We start from the raw sequence: 16075 nt of genomic DNA, 5'->3' as shown, positions 1-16075 counted from the left end.
GCCGCGCACACCGCCGATCGTGAGGCTGTGAGAACCGCGCGGGACCGGCTCCGCGCCTCGTAGACGATGCCACCTGCACGGATCGCGCCTCGCCGGCCACCTCACAGCCCGTCCCCGGCGTACCCCGGGAACCCTCACACTCGCTCCGCGCCCCCGCTGAGGGCAGCGTTCCTCGCGGGAAACAGAGGTGATGCGGTCGGGAAACACCGGCAACGCACGCTCCTGGACATGACCTCGAATACGCGTGTGGTGGTGATCGGCGCCGGGCTCGCGGGCGTCCGTCTCGCCCGGCGGCTCGGCGAGCTCGGCACGCCCGTGACGCTGATCGGCGAGGAGGAGCACCGGCCCTACAACCGGGTGCTGCTCGCCGAGGTGCTGGCCGGGCGGTACAGCCCCGACGTGATCGCGCTGCCCGCGCCCGCGGGGCTCACCCACGCCCGGGTCACCGGCATCGACCGCCGGGCGCGGACCGTGGAGTGCGCGGACGGTTCCACGATCCCGTACGACCGGTTGGTCCTGGCCACCGGCTCGAACCCGGTGCTGCCGCCGCTGCGCGGCCTGTTCACCCCCGACCACGTCCTGCCGGAGGGCGTCCACGCCTTCCGCACCATGGACGACTGCCTGGGCCTGTCCAAGGCGGTCCGGCCGGGAGTGAAGGCGGTCGTCATCGGCGGCGGGCTCCTCGGGGTCTCCGCCGCCCGGGCGCTCGCCCAGCGCGGCGCCCAGGTGATCCTCGCCCAGCAGTCCGAGCGGCTCATGGAGCGCCAGCTCGACCCGAACGCCTCGAAGCTGGTGCAGCGGCACCTCGAGGACCTCGGCGTCGAGGTCCACACCGACCTGCGGGTCCGTGACGTGCGCTGTGTCGGCGGCGCGGTCCGCTCGGTGGAGATGGCCGACGGCTACGCGCTCGACGCCGATCTGGTCGTCCTGGCCTGCGGCGTCCGTCCCCGCGCGGGCCTCGCCTGGAACGCGGGCCTGGAGGTCCGCAAGGGCATCGTCGTCGACGACGAACTGCGCACCTCCGACCCGTACATCCACGCCATCGGCGACTGCGCCCAGCACGACGGAAACGTCTACGGGCTCGCCACCCCGGCCCTCGAACAGGCCGAGATCCTGGCGGAGTCGCTGGCCGGCCGGGCGAACGCCCGCTACACCGGCACCCGTTCGCTGACCCGGCTCACGCTGGCCGGTCAGACCGCCTTCGACCTCGCCGCGTTCGGCGAGACGGAGGCACTTCCCGGCGACGACGTCGTCCAGCTCACCGACGCCACCCGGGGCACCTACCGCAAGGTCGTCGTCCGCGACGACCGGCTGGTCGGCGGGGTCCTCGTCGGCGAACTCGGCACCGTCGGCGCGCTCGCGCGCGCCTGGGAGGGAGCAGAGCCGCTCCCCGACAACGGTCCCCTGCTCCACCTGCTCACCAACGACGGAGGCTCCTGATGACCGCCAACAGGGCGACCACTCCCACGATCGTGCTCGTCGGCCACGGCATGGTCGGCCAGCGCTTCCTCGAAGCGCTCGCCGAGCGCGGCCTGACCGCCACGCACCGCGTGGTCGTGCTCTGTGAGGAGCCGCGCCCCGCCTACGACCGCGTCGCGCTCACCTCGTACTTCTCGGGCAAGACGCCCGAGGACCTGTCGATGACGGACATGGCGTTCATCGAGAAGGAGGGCATCGAGCTGTACGTCGGCGACCCCGCGGAGAGCGTCGACCGCGAGGCCCGCACGGTGACCGCCCGGTCCGGGCAGGTCTTCGGCTACGACATCCTCGTCCTCGCCACCGGCTCCTACCCCTTCGTGCCGCCGGTCCCGAACAAGGACGCCAAGGGCTGCTTCGTCTACCGCACGATCGACGACCTCCTCGCCATCGAGGAGTACGCCAGGACCCGCACCACCGGTGCCGTGGTCGGCGGCGGTCTGCTCGGACTGGAGGCGGCCGGTGCGCTGAAGGGCCTCGGACTGACCTCCCACATCGTGGAGTTCGCGCCGCGGCTGATGCCGGTGCAGGTCGACGAGGGCGGTGGCGCGGCGCTGCTGCGCACCATCGAGGAGATGGGCCTGAGCGTCCACACGGGCGTCGGCACCCAGGAGATCGTCGTCGACGAGGACGGTGCCGTCACCGGCATGAAGCTGTCCGACGGCAGCGAACTCGCCACCGACCTGGTGGTGTTCTCCGCCGGTGTCCGCCCCCGCGACCAGCTCGCCCGCGACTGCGGTCTGACGGTCGGCGAGCGCGGCGGCATCACCGTCGACGAGCAGTGCCGCACGGTCGCCGACCCGCACGTCTTCGCGATCGGCGAGTGCGCGCTGGCCGCGGACGGCCGGGTGTACGGCCTGGTGGCGCCGGGTTACGAGCAGGCGGAGACCGCGGCGGCGACCATCGCGACCGACGAGGCCGCCTTCCTGGGCGCCGACCTGTCGACCAAGCTGAAGCTGCTCGGCGTGGACGTCGCCTCCTTCGGCGACGCGCACGGCACCACCGAGGACTGCCTGGACGTCGTCTACTCCGACTCCCGCTCGGGCCTGTACAAGAAGCTGGTCATCGGCCGCGACGGCACGCTGCTCGGCGGCATCCTGGTCGGCGACGCGGAGGCGTACGGCACGCTGAAGGCGTTCACCGGTTCGGTACCTCCGGTCTCGCCCGAGTCGCTGGTACTGCCCGCGGGCGCCGGCGAGTCGGTCCAGCTCGGCCCGACCGCGCTGCCGGACGACGCGATCATCTGCTCCTGCAACAACGTCCGCAAGGGCACGATCCGCGGGGCGGTCACCGAGCACAACTGCACGACCGTGCCCGAGGTGAAGAAGTGCACCAAGGCCGGTACGACCTGCGGCAGTTGCGTCAAGGTCCTCGGCCAGCTGGTCACCGCGGAGCTGGAGGCGTCCGGCGTCGAGGTCGACAAGGGCCTGTGCGGCTGCTTCTCGCAGACCCGCGAGGAGCTCTACGAGATCGTCCTCGCCCTGCGCATCAACACCTACCAGGACCTGCTCGACCGCTACGGCCGCGAGGACGCCCGGGGCGGCGACGGCTGCGAGGTCTGCAAGCCGGCCGTCGGCTCCATCATCGCCTCCCTCGCCCCGACCATCGGCGCCGACGTCTACGTCCTGGACGGCGAGCAGGCCGCGCTCCAGGACACCAACGACCACTTCCTGGCCAACCTCCAGAAGAACGGCTCGTACTCGGTCGTCCCCCGGATCCCCGGCGGTGAGATCACCCCGGAGGGCCTGATCGTCATCGGCGAGATCGCCCGCGACTTCGGCCTCTACACCAAGATCACCGGCGGTCAGCGGATCGACATGTTCGGCGCCCGCGTCGAGCAGCTCCCGCTGATCTGGACCCGCCTGGTGGACGCCGGCTTCGAGTCCGGGCACGCCTACGGCAAGTCCCTGCGCACGGTGAAGTCCTGCGTCGGCCAGACCTGGTGCCGCTACGGCGTCCAGGACTCGGTCCGCATGGCCATCGACCTGGAGCTGCGCTACCGGGGACTGAGGTCGCCGCACAAGCTCAAATCGGCGGTGTCGGGCTGCGCCCGCGAGTGCGCGGAGGCCCAGTCGAAGGACTTCGGCGTCATTGCGACCTCGAACGGCTGGAACCTCTACGTGGGCGGCAACGGCGGCGCGACGCCCCGCCACGCGGACCTCCTGGCGCAGGACCTCTCGGACGCCGAACTGGTCCGTCTGATCGACCGGTTCCTGATGTTCTACATCCGCACCGCCGACCGCCTGGAGCGCACCTCGACCTGGCTGGAGCGGATCCCCGGCGGCCTGGACCACGTCCGGGACGTGGTGGTGGAGGACTCCCTCGGCATCTGCGAGGAGCTGGAGTCGCTGATGACCTCGCACGTCGCCCACTACCGCGACGAGTGGTCCGACACCATCAACGACCCCGAGAAGCTGGCCCGGTTCGTGTCCTTCGTGAACGCGCCGGACACCCCCGACCCGGTCGTCGGCTTCGTCCCCGAGCGCGACCAGATCAAGCCCGACCTGCCGCTGCTGTCCATCGGCATGCGCCCCGCTGAAGACGTCCTGGAAGGAAGCGCCCAGCGATGACCCTGGCCCCCGAGACGACCACCCTCAAGATCCAACTGCGCCTCGACGACAGCTGGTTCACCGTCTGCGACCTCGATGTCCTGCTGCCGGGACGCGGGGTGGCGGCCCTGCTGCCGGACGGCCGCCAGGTGGCCCTGTTCCGTGACCGCGCGGGCGAGCTGTACGCCATCGACAACCGCGACCCGTTCGGCGGCGCGGCGGTCCTCTCCCGCGGCCTGACCGGCACCCACCAGGGGCGCCCGTTCGTCGCCTCCCCCCTGCTCAAGCAGCGCTTCGACCTGCTGTCGGGACAGTGCCTGGACGACGAGACGGTGCGGATCCCTACGTATCAGGTGCGGGTTTCGTAGCTCGCGGATTCCGACACCGGTTCACGGCCGCGGTTCACGGCCGCGGTTCACGGCCCCGGATCGCGGCGCCGGTTCACGGCCGGGATCACGACCCCGAAGGCGCCTTTCTTGACCGATCGTTCTCATTGGATCTAGGCTGCGCCACATGGCCAGGACCAAGGAGTTCGATCCCGAGGCCGCACTACAGGCAGCCCTGGAGCTGTTCTGGCGGCGCGGCTACGAGGCGACGTCCATGGCCGACCTCGTGGAGCGTCTCGGCATCGGCCGCGCCAGCATCTACGCGACCTTCGGCAACAAGCACGAGCTGTACCTGAAGGCGCTGGAGCGCTACCAGGAACAGCTCCCCGACCTGCTCGGGGAGCTGTCCCGGCCGGGGCCGGTCCTGCCCGCCGTACGGGCCCTGGTCCGGCGGTACGCCGTCGAGGCCGCCGCCGAGAACCTGCGCCTGAACGGCTGCTTCATCACCAACACGGCCGCCGAGCTGGCCCCGCACGACCCGGCGGCCGCACGGCAGGTCGAGCGGAACTGGGACCACCTGGAGACGGTGCTGCACTCGGCACTGACCCGCGCCCGGGCCCAGGGCGAGCTCGGCGCGGACCGCGATCCGCTCACCCTCGCGCGCATGCTGCTGGTCCTGCTCCAGGGCCTGAAGGTGGTGGGCAAGGCGTCGCCGGACCCGGCGCGGGTGCGGGACGCGGCGGAGCAGGCACTGACGCTGCTCGACTGAGACGACAAGGGGGCGCCGCCCGGGCGGCGCCCTTTTTCCCGCCGCCATATTGAACCGATCGGTCAAGAATCACAGGGGAGCTCATGACCATCAGAAGTCGCTTCACCGACAGGACGGCGCTCGTCACCGGCGCGGGCTCGGGCATCGGCCGCGCCGTGGCGCTGGCGCTGGCCGCCGAGGGCGCGCGGGTCGTCGTGGCCGGACGCCGTCAGGAGCCGCTGGCGGAGACCGCGCGGCTGATCGAGGAGGCGGGCGGCAAGGCGCTCGCGGTGACCGCCGACGTCTCGCGCGCGCGGGACGTCCGGTCCGTCGTGGAGGCCGCGGTGGACCACTTCGGCTCGCTCGACGTGGCGGTCAACAACGCGGGGGTCTTCCGCGGCGGGCAGCCGCTGGCCGAGCTGCCGGAGGCGGACTGGGACGAGCAGCTCGGCGTCAACGTCACCGGGGTGTTCCACGCCCTCCAGGCCGAGATCCGCCAGATGCGCACCCAGCCCTCCGGCGGCGCGATCGTCAACATCGCCTCCATCTTCGGCGCCCACGCGCGCCACCCCGGCGCCGCCGCGTACGCCGCCACCAAGGCGGCCGTCTCCGTCCTCACCCGGGGCGCCGCCCGCGACCACATCGGCGACGGCGTCCGCATCAACGCGGTCAGTCCGGGCGCCGTGGACACCCCCATGTCCCTGCGCCCGGGCGAGACGGAAGCGGACCGCGCCGCCCGTATGAAGGCCGCCGTCCCCCTCGGCCGCGTCTCCACCACCGCCGAGGTCACCGCCGCGGTCCTCTACCTCGCCTCGGACGACGCCTCCTCCGTCGTGGGCACGGACCTGGTGGTGGACAGCGGGGCGACGGCCTGAGCGACCACCCCTTGTGCCGCCGTCGTGCTCGCCTTTGAGGACGTGGACGAAGTCCTCACCGAGCAACGGAACGCCCCTCCTCTCCCTGGGCCGCCGTCAACGGCCGGAGAGAGGGCGACGCGTGGCATCGGGCCCGCTGGAAGCAGGCCTGTGGGCGGCGGGTCGGGCCGGCTCGATCAGCCCGAGGCGGACGGCCTCGCTGACCGCGGCCGCGCGGTTCTCGGCGCCGAGCTTGCGGTAGATGCGGACGAGGTGGGTCTTCACCGTCGCCTCGGCCAGGAAGAGCGCGCCGGCGATCGCCCGGTTGCTGTGCCCCTGCGCGAGGAGCCGCACGACCTCGATCTCCCGCTCGCTGAGCGGCGGTTCGGGCGCGTGGCCCAGGACACTGGCGGCGGCCTCCGGGGCCAGCGCCAGACCCCCGGCCGCCGCGGCCCGCACCGCGCGGAACAGTTCCTCGGGCGGGCCCGCCTTGAGCACGTAGCCGCGTGCCCCCGCCTCCACGGCCCGCAGTACGTCGGCCTGGCTGCCGTAGCTGGTGAGCACGACGACCCGTACGCGCGCGTCGACGTCGAGGATCCGCCGGGTCGCCTCGATGCCGTCGATGCCGTCACCCGCCGCGCCCGGCTCCGTCAGGCGCAGGTCCATGAGCACGACGTCGGGACCGAGCCGCTGGACCAGCCGCACCGCTTCGAGACCGTTCCCGCTCTCGCCGACCACGTCGAAACCGGGCTCGCCCTCCAACAGGGCGCGCAGACCGGCTCGTACGACGGTGTGGTCGTCGACGATCAGGATCCGCAGCGTGGGCTCGGCGGACTCGCTCATCGGGCGCCCACCGGGAGGCGGTCCACCGCGTGCGCCGGGCCCCGCAGCGACGCGCGCACGCGCGTGCCCCGTCCCGGCGCGCTGTCCACGGCGAGCGAACCGCCCAGCGCGACCAGCCGCTCCCGCGCCCCGCCGAGCCCGAAGCCCCGGCGGTCCTCGGCGGACCGCACGGTGCCCGGGTCGAATCCGGTCCCGTCGTCGCGCACCTCGACGGCCGCCGCCCCCTCCTGGCCGTACACCAGGGTCACCTGCACCTGGTCGGCGCTCGCGTGCTCGCACGCGTTGGCGAGCAGCCCCTGGGTGACCCGCAACAGGGCGACGGCGTGCTCGGTCGGGAGCGGGCAGGCGTCGTGCTCGGTACGGAAGGAGATCCGGGGCGTGCCGGCCGTGGTGTCCATGCGGGCGCACAGGTCGCGCAGCGCCGACTCCAGACCGTCCTCGGCGAGCACCGGCGGGGTGAGGTCCTGGATGATGCCGCGGGTCTGCGCGAGATGGTCGCCGAGCGCCTCGGTGACCACCCGCACCTGCCTGCGGGCCGCCTCCGGACGGCGCTCCCAGTCGCGCTCGGCGGCTTGGAGCAGCATCCGGCTGCCGGCGATCTCCTGCGCGAGCGTGTCGTGCAGGTCCCGGGCGATACGCGCCCGCTCCGCCAGCCGCCCGGCCTCACGCTGCTGCCGCGCCAGCGCCCCGCGGGTGCCGGCCAGCTCCTGGGTGAGCCGCTGCTGGTCGCGGTACAGCAGGACGGTGGCCCAGACGGCGGCGACCGGTGGTGCCAGCACGTCGGGGTCGACGGCGCCGTACGCCCGCACCAGGACGGCCAGCAGCAGGGCCGTGATGACGCCGAGGGCCACGGCGCGTTCCGCGCGGGTGGGCGTCCGCATCGCCAGGACCGCGAAGGGCACCGCCAGCCACGCGTACCCGGAGGCGAGCGGGCCCGACAGGGTCCAGGCCACCGAAGTCCACAGCAGCAGAAGGACACCGAGCAGAAGGGTCCGGGCCCGGCCGAGCCGCTCCCAGCGGCTCAGCCCGACCGCGTACAGCAGGGCCATGGCCGCCGTGGGCGGCGCGACCCGCCAGCACAGCTCGCTGTGCAACTGGACGAGCCGGACGACGGTGCCGCCGACCGCGACCAGGAACACCAGGTGCGGCAGGTGCCGCGCGGACACGGCGGACCGGCGGGCGGCGAGAGCGGTGACGGGCACGGCTGCGGCTCCCTGGGGCGGGCCGGGCGGCGGTGACGACAGGGCACGGAGTGTAAGCCGTGACCTGTGTGATCGCGGTAAACGCCCAGGCGAAACCGTGCTCGGGCTGATGTCAGGCTCCCGGGTGCAGTCCGAGCCAGCCGGGCGAGGGAGCGCCCTGGACCTCACCGAAGTACAGGGAGAACGTCTGCTTCATCCGCTCGACCTTCGCCCGGTCCTCCATGAACCTCGGGAACTCGTCGACGTGGGCGTTCGGGAACTCCCACACCGGCTTCAGGTTCGCGTTGGGGGTGACGTCGGTGCGCACCGACCAGCCGTTGAAGGCGGCCTTCTGGCGCTCCTCGGACAGCTGCCAGTTCATGAACAGCTTGGCGGCAGCCGGATGGGCCGCCTGCTTGAGGATCGCGGCCCGCTGGCCCCACGCCATGAACGGGTGGTCGCCCTCGGGCAGGACCCACTTGACCGTCGTCGACGAGGAGATCGTGCTGCCCGAGCCGCCGACCCCGATGGTCTTCGTCCCGCCGTTGACCGCGGCACCGGGGGTGTTCGTGCCCCGCGCGAACTGCGGCTGCTGCGCCGCGAACTTCGCCACCCACTCCCAGCCGTACCGCTGCTGGTAGAGGGTGTAGAGGAAGAGGACCGCGTCGTCGTCGTTCGGGTACGAGGACGCGATCGCGCCCTTCCAACGCGGATCGAGCAGGCCCAGCGGGGTCCTGGGCGCGTTGGCGCCGGCGCCCTGGATGTCGTACATGAAGCTGAAGGCGATGACCATGAGCGCGCTCCAGGCGCCGTCCGGGTCCTTGAAGCCCGGGTGGACCTTGGAGAACCCGGCCGGCTTGTAGCGCAGCAGCTTGCCCTCGCGCTTCCAGCGGGTGAAGTCCTGGAGCGTCTGGAGCTGGACGACGTCGGGGACCAGGGTGCCGGTGGCGAGCTGGTTGTCGACGCGGACGTCGTGGTACTTGCTGTAGTCCACGACGGCCGTCAGCTCGACCTTCGGGAAGCGCGCGGCCCACGCGGAACGCACCCCGGCCGCCTGGCTGTCCACGTCCCCGCCCTGGTACAGGACGAGCTTGCCGCCCTCGGCGATCGCCGCCTCGTACAGCTCGTCGAGGGAGCGGGTCTCCTCGCGGACGCCGGTGAGCGACGAGCCGACGGTCTGGGCGGCGCTCGCAGTGCTGTGCGTGGCGACGGCGGCGGCACCGCCGAGCGCGACACCGGCACCGGTCGTGAGCAACCGGCGCCTGCTGAAGTTGCTGGGCATGGTGGGGGGATCCTCCTGATTCCGCCGCCACCTTCCGTACGCGGCGGCGCCGCCAGTCTGCCGACCGGCCGCACCGTTCCGCGTCGTCCATAGGTTGCCCCTGGATTCAACCTTTCGGTGGAACGCTCGGCCTGTGAGGGGGGAATCAGACCTTCAGCGCCTCGTACAACACTCCGGTGAGCCGCTCCGAAGCGGTCCACAGGAGTTCTCCCGCGCGGTCGTTGCGGGTCCAGGGGGCTCGCCAGGACGGGGCCGGGGTGCCGCGCCAGCCCGCGAGGGAGGGGCCCGTGAAGGAGTCGGGGCGTACGTCGGGGGCGGTGGCGGCGTAGAGGGTGGGGAGGGCGCCCGCCTCCGCGGACTGGGCGAAGAACCTGTTGCCGACCGCCATGAAGCGCTCGGCGAGGCGCCGGCCCGCCATGCGGGGTCCGGCCGCCTGGAGGTTGGTGGCCGCGTACCCCGGGTGGGCCGCGGCAGCGACGACGTCCGAGCCGTGTGCGGCGAGCCTGCGGGCCAGTTCGTGGGTGAAGAGCAGGTTGGCGGTCTTGGAGCGGGCGTAGGCGCTCCAACGCCGGTAGCGGCGCTCGCTGTTGAGGTCGTCGATGTCGATGTTGGCCAGTGCGTGCGTCGAGCTGGAGACGGTCACCACCCGGGCGCCCGGGGTGTCGAGCAGTACCGGCAGCAGCAGTCCGGTCAGCGCGAAGTGGCCGAGGTGGTTCACGCCGAACTGCGTCTCGAAGCCGTCCACGGTCGTCCCGTACGGCAGCGCCATCACGCCCGCGTTGTTGACCAGCAGGTCGAGACGGTCGTACGGGAGCCGGCGCGCGAACTCCCGTACGGAGGACAGGTCCCCGAGGTCGAGGTGCCCGAACTCCACCTGTGCGCCCGGCGCTTCGCCGGTCAGCCGGGCGGCGGCCTCGGTCCCGCGCGCCTCGCTCCGGCAGGCGAGCACCACCCGGGCGCCCTTGCGGGCCAGTTCGCGTGCGGTGACGTAGCCGATGCCGCTGTTGGCCCCGGTGACGACAGCGGTACGGCCGTGCTGGTCGGGGATGCTCTGCTCGTTCCAGCCGGACATGGCCGACTCCTTCCCGCCGGGCTTGAATCGCTTGCCGCCAGCCTGCCCTCGTCGCGCCCCGGCGTCGACGACCCGCGCAGGACCGGGGCCGCGCGGCGCGTGCTCGGAACCGGCCACGCTGCGGGCTCGGGACCGGCCGGGCCCCTCGTGCGCACGGTCCACCGCACGGACCGCGCGCACGAGTTCACGGGCCGTCCATGACATGTCCACTCCCTTCGCCTAGGTTCCCACCCGCACGCCCCCCGCCCCCGACCGGTGGCGGGACGGTCACGGCACCCCTTGGAGCGACAGTGGAACGTCGTACCTTCCTCCGCGCGACCGCCCTCGGCGGCACCTCCGCCGTCTTCGGCGGCACCCTGTGGCGCGGCGCCGCGTACGCCGCGCCGGCCCAGCCCGGCACCGGCCCGTACGGGGCGCCGGGTTCGCCGGACGCCAACGGCATCAGGCTGCCCGCCGGGTTCACCAGCCGGGTCATCGCCCGCTCCGGCCAGACGGTCGGCGGAACGTCGTACACCTGGCACAACGCCCCGGACGGCGGGGCCTGTTACGCGGACGGCACGGGTTGGATCTACGTCTCCAACTCGGAGATCAATCCGTCGGGCGGCGCGAGCGCGGTGCGGTTCTCCTCCAGCGGCACGATCACGTCGGCCTACCGGGTGCTGTCGGGCACCCGGCAGAACTGCGCGGGCGGGCGGACCCCGTGGAACACCTGGCTGTCCTGCGAGGAGGTCGACCGGGGTTATGTGTACGAGACGGACCCGTGGGGGGTGAACGCGGCGGTGCAGCGCCCGGCGATGGGCCGCTTCAAGCACGAGGCGGCCGCCGCCGACCCGGTCCGCAAGGTGGTCTACCTGACCGAGGACGAGACCAACGGCCGCTTCTACCGCTTCGTGCCCACCACCTGGGGCAACCTGTCCGCGGGCACCCTCCAGGTGATGGTCGCCGGCTCCGGCACCTCGGGCTCCTACAGCTGGGTGAACGTCCCCGACCCGGACGGCTCCCCCACCTCGACCCGCACCCAGGTCTCCGGCTCCAAGTCCTTCAACGGCGGCGAGGGCTGCTACTACGCCGACGACAAGGTCTGGTTCACGACCAAGGGCGACAACCGGGTCTGGCAGCTCGACCTGACGGCCGGCACCTACGAGTTGGCGTACGACGACTCGCTGGTCACCTCGGGGACGGCCCCGCTGACCGGCGTCGACAACATCACGGGGACCTCCTCCGGCGACCTCTTCGTCGCCGAGGACGGCGGCACCATGGAGATCTGCCTGATCACCCCGGACGACGTGGTGGCGCCGTTCCTGCGCGTCGACGGCCAGTCGTCCTCGGAGATCACCGGACCGGCGTTCTCCCCGGACGGCAGGCGGCTGTACTTCTCCAGCCAGCGCGGCACGACGGGCAGTTCGTCCGGCGGGATCACCTATGAGGTGACGGGGCCGTTCCGCTCGTAGTCTTCGCCGGGCGCCCCCAACGGGGCGCCCGGCGACCGCGGTTGACCGAACGCGGTGCGCAATCGTCCGATCACGTCACGTTCGCGTCACGGCTCCTTCGCGCCGCCTCCGTCACAGCGGTCCCCCACTACGTTCGGCACCTCATCGCACCACGAACGTGGAAGGACCCGCCGTGAACCTGCTCCGCAAGCCCGGCGCCATCGCCGTCGCCGCGCTGGCCCTCGCCGTCCTGCCCGCAGCCGCCGAGGCGCACGACGGCGACCACCCCTTCGCCACCTGCACGGAGGCGTACGAGAACGGCTACGCCGACATCCCGAGGGGCGACGAGCACTACGGCACCCACCTGGACCGCGACGACGACGGCACCGCCTGCGACCAGCCGCCCGCGGGCTTCGAGCCCGCCGAGCACGACGCCGCACCGGCGAAGGCCGCCGAGAAGGACGGCATCGGCAAGGGCGGCACCGGCAAGGACGCCACCGACCTCGCCGAGACCGGCGCCGACGACACCACCCCGTACATCGCGGCCGCCGGCATGTCCGTGATGCTCGCGGGCGCGGCCGCGCTGGTGATCGTGACCCGGCGACGCGACACGCCCTGACCGCCACGGCACGCACGTGATAGTCACGAATTGAACACTTCACCTTCACAACCGGAGGTGCCGCACTACGGTCGTCCCCTCGCGCCACACCTCAGGGGGACGACATGACCAACCCGTACACCGAGCCGACCGCCGCCCCCAAGTGGGCTCGCAAGCGGTACGTCCTGCCCGCCCTCGCGCTCGCCCTCTTCGTCGGCGTCGGCATAGGCGGCAGCGGCCAGGACACGACCGACGCCAAGCCGGTCAGCGCCAAGCCCCGGCCGACGGTCACCGCGACCGCGACCGCGACGGTCACCGCGGAACCGGAACCCGCCGAGACGGTCACCGCCACCGAGACGGTCAAGGTCACCAAGACGGTCACGGCCAAGGCCGAGGCGGAGGCGGAGACCGCGACGGACAACGACTCCGACTCCGACTCCGACTCCGGCAGCGTGTACTACGGCAACTGCACCGAGGCCCGCGCCGCCGGCGCCGCTCCCGTCCACCGGGGCGAGCCCGGCTACGGCTCCCACCTGGACCGCGACAACGACGGCGTCGGCTGCGACAGCTGAGGCGGGGGCGCCCGAGGCAGGGGCGCCCGAACGGGAACGACCCCCCGGGCGAAGGCGGTCGACGCGAAAGGGCGGCACCCCCGCACGGGTGCCGCCCTCTTTTCGTGCTCCGGAACCGTCGCCCATCGGTTGTGAGGGTCGGGGACGGACGACGGCTCCGGCGTTCGGTGGCCGAACGGCGTACGGCCTAGCGGTGGTCGCTGCCCTCCGACTGGGTCGCCGCGCGGCCCGCCTCCAGGCGTGCCACCGGGATCCGGAACGGGGAGCAGGAGACGTAGTCGAGGCCGACCTCGTGGAAGAAGTGGACCGACTCCGGGTCACCGCCGTGCTCGCCGCAGACGCCGAGCTTGAGGTCCGGGCGGGTCTTGCGGCCCGCCTCGGCGGCCAGCTTCACCAGCGAGCCGACACCGTCCTTGTCGATCGTCTCGAACGGCGACACCCCGAAGATGCCCTTCTCCAGGTACGCCGTGAAGAACGAGGCCTCCACGTCGTCCCGGCTGAAGCCCCACACCGTCTGGGTGAGGTCGTTCGTGCCGAAGGAGAAGAACTGCGCCGCCTCCGCGATCTGACCGGCGGTCAGCGCGGCACGCGGCAGCTCGATCATCGTGCCGATGGAGAGCTTCAGCTGGGTGCCCGTCGCCGCCTCGACCTCCGCGATGACCTGGTCGGCCTCCTCGCGGACGATCTCCAGCTCCTGGACGGTGCCGACGAGCGGGATCATGATCTCGGCGCGCGGGTCGCCCTTGGCGTTCTTGCGCTCGGCGGCCGCCTCGGCGATCGCCCGGACCTGCATGGTGAACAGGCCGGGGATGACCAGGCCGAGGCGGACGCCGCGCAGGCCCAGCATCGGGTTCTGCTCGTGCAGGCGGTGGACCGCCTGGAGGAGCCGCAGTTCGTTCTCGTGCGGCTCCTGGCGGGACTCCGCGAGGGCCACGCGGACCGACAGCTCGGTGATGTCGGGGAGGAACTCGTGCAGCGGCGGGTCCAGGAGGCGGACCGTCACCGGCAGGCCGTCCATCGCCGCGAACAGCTCCACGAAGTCCTGCTTCTGGAGCGGGAGCAGCTGCTTCAGCGACTCCTCGCGCTCGTTCTCCGTGTCGGCCAGGATGAGGCGCTCGACCAGTTCTCGCCGGTCGCCGAGGAACATGTGCTCGGTCCGGCACAGGCCGATGCCCTGGGCGCCGAAGCGGCGGGCGCGCATGGCGTCCTCGGCGTTGTCCGCGTTGGCCCGGACCCGCAGCCGGCGCTTGCGGTCGGCGAACGCCATGATCCGGTGCACGGCCTCGACCAGCTCGTCGGCGTCCTGCGCACCGGCGTGCATCCGACCCTCGAAGTACTCGACGACCGGGGAGGGCACGACGGGTACCTCGCCGAGGTAGACCTTGCCGCTGGAGCCGTCGATGGAGATGAGGTCGCCCTCCTCCACCACGTGTCCGCCGGGAACCGTCATCCGGCGCCGCTTGGTGTCGACCTCCAGCTCCTCGGCGCCGCAGACACAGGTCTTGCCCATGCCGCGGGCGACGACGGCCGCGTGGGAGGTCTTGCCGCCGCGCGAGGTCAGGATGCCCTCGGCCGCGATCATGCCGTCGAGGTCGTCGGGGTTGGTCTCGCGGCGGACCAGGATGACCTTCTCGCCCGAGCGGGACCACTTGACGGCGGTGTACGAGTCGAAGACCGCCTTGCCGACCGCGGCGCCCGGCGAGGCCGCGATGCCCCGACCGACCTGCTTGACCTTCGCGTCCTCGTCGAAGCGGGGGAACATCAGCTGGGCGAGCTGCGCGCCGGTGACGCGCTGGAGTGCCTCGGCCTCGTCGATCAGGCCCTGGTCCACGAGCTGCGTGGCGATCCGGAAGGCCGCGCCCGCCGTGCGCTTGCCGACCCGGGTCTGGAGCATCCAGAGCTGGCCGCGCTCGATGGTGAACTCGATGTCGCAGAGGTCCTTGTAGTGGTTCTCCAGGGTCTCCATGATCTGCATCAGCTGGTCGTACGACTTCTTGTCGATCGACTCCAGCTCGGCGAGCGGGACCGTGTTGCGGATTCCGGCTACGACGTCCTCGCCCTGGGCGTTCTGGAGGTAGTCGCCGTAGACGCCCTGGTGGCCGCTGGCGGGGTCGCGGGTGAAGGCGACGCCCGTGCCGGAGTCGGGGCCGAGGTTGCCGAAGACCATCGAGCAGACGTTGACCGCGGTGCCCAGGTCGCCGGGGATGCGCTCCTGGCGGCGGTAGAGCTTGGCGCGGTCGGTGTTCCAGGAGTCGAAGACCGCGTGGATGGCGAGGTCCATCTGCTCGCGGGGGTCCTGCGGGAAGTCCCGGCCGGCCTCCTTCTTGACGATCTTCTTGAAGGCGGTGACCAGTTTCTTGAGGTCGGCGGCCTCCAGGTCGGTGTCGACCGTGACCTTCTTGGCCTCCTTGGCCTTCTCCAGCGCCTCCTCGAAGAGGTCGCCGTCGACGCCGAGGACCGTCTTGCCGAACATCTGGATGAGCCGGCGGTAGGAGTCCCAGGCGAACCGCTCGTCGCCCGCCTGCTCGGCGAGGCCCTTGACGGACTGGTCGGAGAGGCCGATGTTCAGGACCGTGTCCATCATGCCGGGCATGGAGAACTTGGCGCCGGAGCGGACCGAGACGAGGAGCGGGTTGTCGGCCTGGCCGAGCTTCTTGCCCATCGTGGCCTCGAGGGCGTCGAGGTGCGCACTCACCTCGTCACGCAGTGCCGCGGGCTCCTCGCCGGACTCCAGGTAGACCTTGCAGGCTTCCGTCGTGATGGTGAAGCCGGGGGGAACGGGCAGGCCCAGGTTGGTCATCTCGGCGAGGTTGGCGCCCTTGCCACCCAGGAGGTCTTTGAGGTCCTTGTTTCCCTCGGTGAAGTCGTAAACGAACTTCGCTCCGTGGAGATCTTTGTTTTCCGACACGGGTCTCGACTCCCTCGAGGACGCGGTGGCTGCCCTGACGGGCAGGAACATACCCAGATCGAAGGCGTCTGGGGAGGTCCACCTGCGCGTCATGCGCCCGTAACCACCCGGCTGCCAGTGGATCGAAAGTCAAAGCTTGGCAAGCGAACGACTGGTCATGTTTTCACTTCTTGAACGATCCAACTCGCGGAGCCGAAGGATTTCGCTCATGTGAGCAGCTTTCGACACGTCTGATT

The 16075-nt window shown here is 71.8% G+C and carries 13 protein-coding genes; 8 read left to right on the top strand and 5 right to left on the bottom strand.

Annotated features, from left to right (window positions below):
• Positions 1-228: 228 nt before the first annotated feature.
• The 5 genes from ACH41F_RS01015 to ACH41F_RS00995 all read left to right on the top strand — a co-directional run bounded on the left by ACH41F_RS01015 (position 229) and on the right by ACH41F_RS00995 (position 5974).
• On the top strand, positions 229-1440 hold the full coding sequence (locus tag ACH41F_RS01015; RefSeq protein WP_398831989.1) for an NAD(P)/FAD-dependent oxidoreductase: 1212 nt from the start codon (positions 229-231) through the stop codon (positions 1438-1440).
• Positions 1440-4046 carry a nitrite reductase large subunit NirB gene (gene nirB, locus ACH41F_RS01010; protein WP_391229222.1) on the top strand — a complete coding sequence of 869 codons (2607 nt, stop codon included), beginning with the start codon at positions 1440-1442 and terminating at the stop codon, positions 4044-4046. Before ACH41F_RS01015 ends, nirB begins: the two co-directional genes overlap by 1 nt.
• Positions 4043-4393, top strand: a complete 351-nt coding sequence (gene nirD, locus ACH41F_RS01005) for a nitrite reductase small subunit NirD (protein ID WP_391229219.1) — start codon at positions 4043-4045, stop codon at positions 4391-4393. Before nirB ends, nirD begins: the two co-directional genes overlap by 4 nt.
• 145 nt (positions 4394-4538) lie before the next feature.
• Entirely contained in the window at positions 4539-5120 is a 582-nt protein-coding gene (locus ACH41F_RS01000) for a TetR family transcriptional regulator (RefSeq protein ID WP_391229217.1), read from the top strand.
• Between the two features lie 83 nt (positions 5121-5203).
• Positions 5204-5974 (top strand): glucose 1-dehydrogenase, encoded by a 771-nt coding sequence (locus ACH41F_RS00995; protein WP_391229215.1) that lies wholly within the window; start codon positions 5204-5206, stop codon positions 5972-5974.
• Positions 5975-6070: 96 nt separating this feature from the next.
• Here ACH41F_RS00995 and ACH41F_RS00990 read toward each other — a convergent pair whose 3' ends face one another.
• The 4 genes from ACH41F_RS00990 to ACH41F_RS00975 all read right to left on the bottom strand — a co-directional run bounded on the left by ACH41F_RS00990 (position 6071) and on the right by ACH41F_RS00975 (position 10331).
• Positions 6071-6796 carry a response regulator gene (locus tag ACH41F_RS00990; protein WP_391229214.1) on the bottom strand — a complete coding sequence of 242 codons (726 nt, stop codon included), beginning with the start codon at positions 6794-6796 and terminating at the stop codon, positions 6071-6073.
• A complete protein-coding gene (locus tag ACH41F_RS00985; RefSeq protein ID WP_398831984.1) occupies positions 6793-7998 on the bottom strand; it encodes a sensor histidine kinase in 1206 nt (401 codons plus the stop codon). The genes ACH41F_RS00990 and ACH41F_RS00985 overlap by 4 nt, the downstream gene beginning before the upstream one ends.
• A 112-nt stretch (positions 7999-8110) precedes the next feature.
• Entirely contained in the window at positions 8111-9259 is a 1149-nt protein-coding gene (locus ACH41F_RS00980) for an ABC transporter substrate-binding protein (protein ID WP_398831982.1), read from the bottom strand.
• Positions 9260-9404: 145 nt separating this feature from the next.
• The gene (locus tag ACH41F_RS00975) at positions 9405-10331 is read right to left on the bottom strand and encodes an oxidoreductase (protein WP_398831979.1); all 927 of its coding nucleotides are present in this window, start codon (positions 10329-10331) and stop codon (positions 9405-9407) included.
• Positions 10332-10621: 290 nt separating this feature from the next.
• Between ACH41F_RS00975 and ACH41F_RS00970 the strand changes: the two genes are divergently transcribed.
• The 3 genes from ACH41F_RS00970 (at position 10622) to ACH41F_RS00960 (ending at position 12931) form a co-directional block, all read left to right on the top strand.
• On the top strand, positions 10622-11782 hold the full coding sequence (locus ACH41F_RS00970; RefSeq protein WP_391229206.1) for an alkaline phosphatase PhoX: 1161 nt from the start codon (positions 10622-10624) through the stop codon (positions 11780-11782).
• Positions 11783-11954: 172 nt separating this feature from the next.
• On the top strand, positions 11955-12380 hold the full coding sequence (locus ACH41F_RS00965; protein ID WP_398831976.1) for an LAETG motif-containing sortase-dependent surface protein: 426 nt from the start codon (positions 11955-11957) through the stop codon (positions 12378-12380).
• 104 nt (positions 12381-12484) lie between these two features.
• Entirely contained in the window at positions 12485-12931 is a 447-nt protein-coding gene (locus tag ACH41F_RS00960) for an excalibur calcium-binding domain-containing protein (protein WP_398831974.1), read from the top strand.
• Between the two features lie 187 nt (positions 12932-13118).
• Here ACH41F_RS00960 and ppdK read toward each other — a convergent pair whose 3' ends face one another.
• On the bottom strand, positions 13119-15839 hold the full coding sequence (ppdK, locus tag ACH41F_RS00955; RefSeq protein ID WP_391229200.1) for a pyruvate, phosphate dikinase: 2721 nt from the start codon (positions 15837-15839) through the stop codon (positions 13119-13121).
• Positions 15840-16075 lie beyond the last annotated feature (236 nt).

Origin of the sequence: Streptomyces sp. NPDC020489 (assembly GCF_044386545.1) — a bacterium.
Lineage (GTDB): Bacteria > Actinomycetota > Actinomycetes > Streptomycetales > Streptomycetaceae > Streptomyces.
The sequence above is the reverse complement of the archived record's forward strand: the minus strand, read 5'-3'. Positions and strand labels throughout refer to the sequence as shown.

Excerpts from the sequence above, each read along its gene's own strand:
- ACH41F_RS00995 (WP_391229215.1), top strand. The coding sequence starts at position 5,204 with ATGACCATCAGAAGTCGCTTCACCGACAGGACGGCGCTCGTCACCGGC.
- ACH41F_RS01000 (WP_391229217.1), top strand. The coding sequence starts at position 4,539 with ATGGCCAGGACCAAGGAGTTCGATCCCGAGGCCGCACTACAGGCAGCC.
- ACH41F_RS00960 (WP_398831974.1), top strand. The coding sequence starts at position 12,485 with ATGACCAACCCGTACACCGAGCCGACCGCCGCCCCCAAGTGGGCTCGC.
- nirD (WP_391229219.1), top strand. The coding sequence starts at position 4,043 with ATGACCCTGGCCCCCGAGACGACCACCCTCAAGATCCAACTGCGCCTC.
- ACH41F_RS00975 (WP_398831979.1), bottom strand. The coding sequence starts at position 10,331 with ATGTCCGGCTGGAACGAGCAGAGCATCCCCGACCAGCACGGCCGTACC.
- ACH41F_RS00990 (WP_391229214.1), bottom strand. The coding sequence starts at position 6,796 with ATGAGCGAGTCCGCCGAGCCCACGCTGCGGATCCTGATCGTCGACGAC.
- nirB (WP_391229222.1), top strand. The coding sequence starts at position 1,440 with ATGACCGCCAACAGGGCGACCACTCCCACGATCGTGCTCGTCGGCCAC.
- ACH41F_RS00980 (WP_398831982.1), bottom strand. The coding sequence starts at position 9,259 with ATGCCCAGCAACTTCAGCAGGCGCCGGTTGCTCACGACCGGTGCCGGT.
- ACH41F_RS01015 (WP_398831989.1), top strand. The coding sequence starts at position 229 with ATGACCTCGAATACGCGTGTGGTGGTGATCGGCGCCGGGCTCGCGGGC.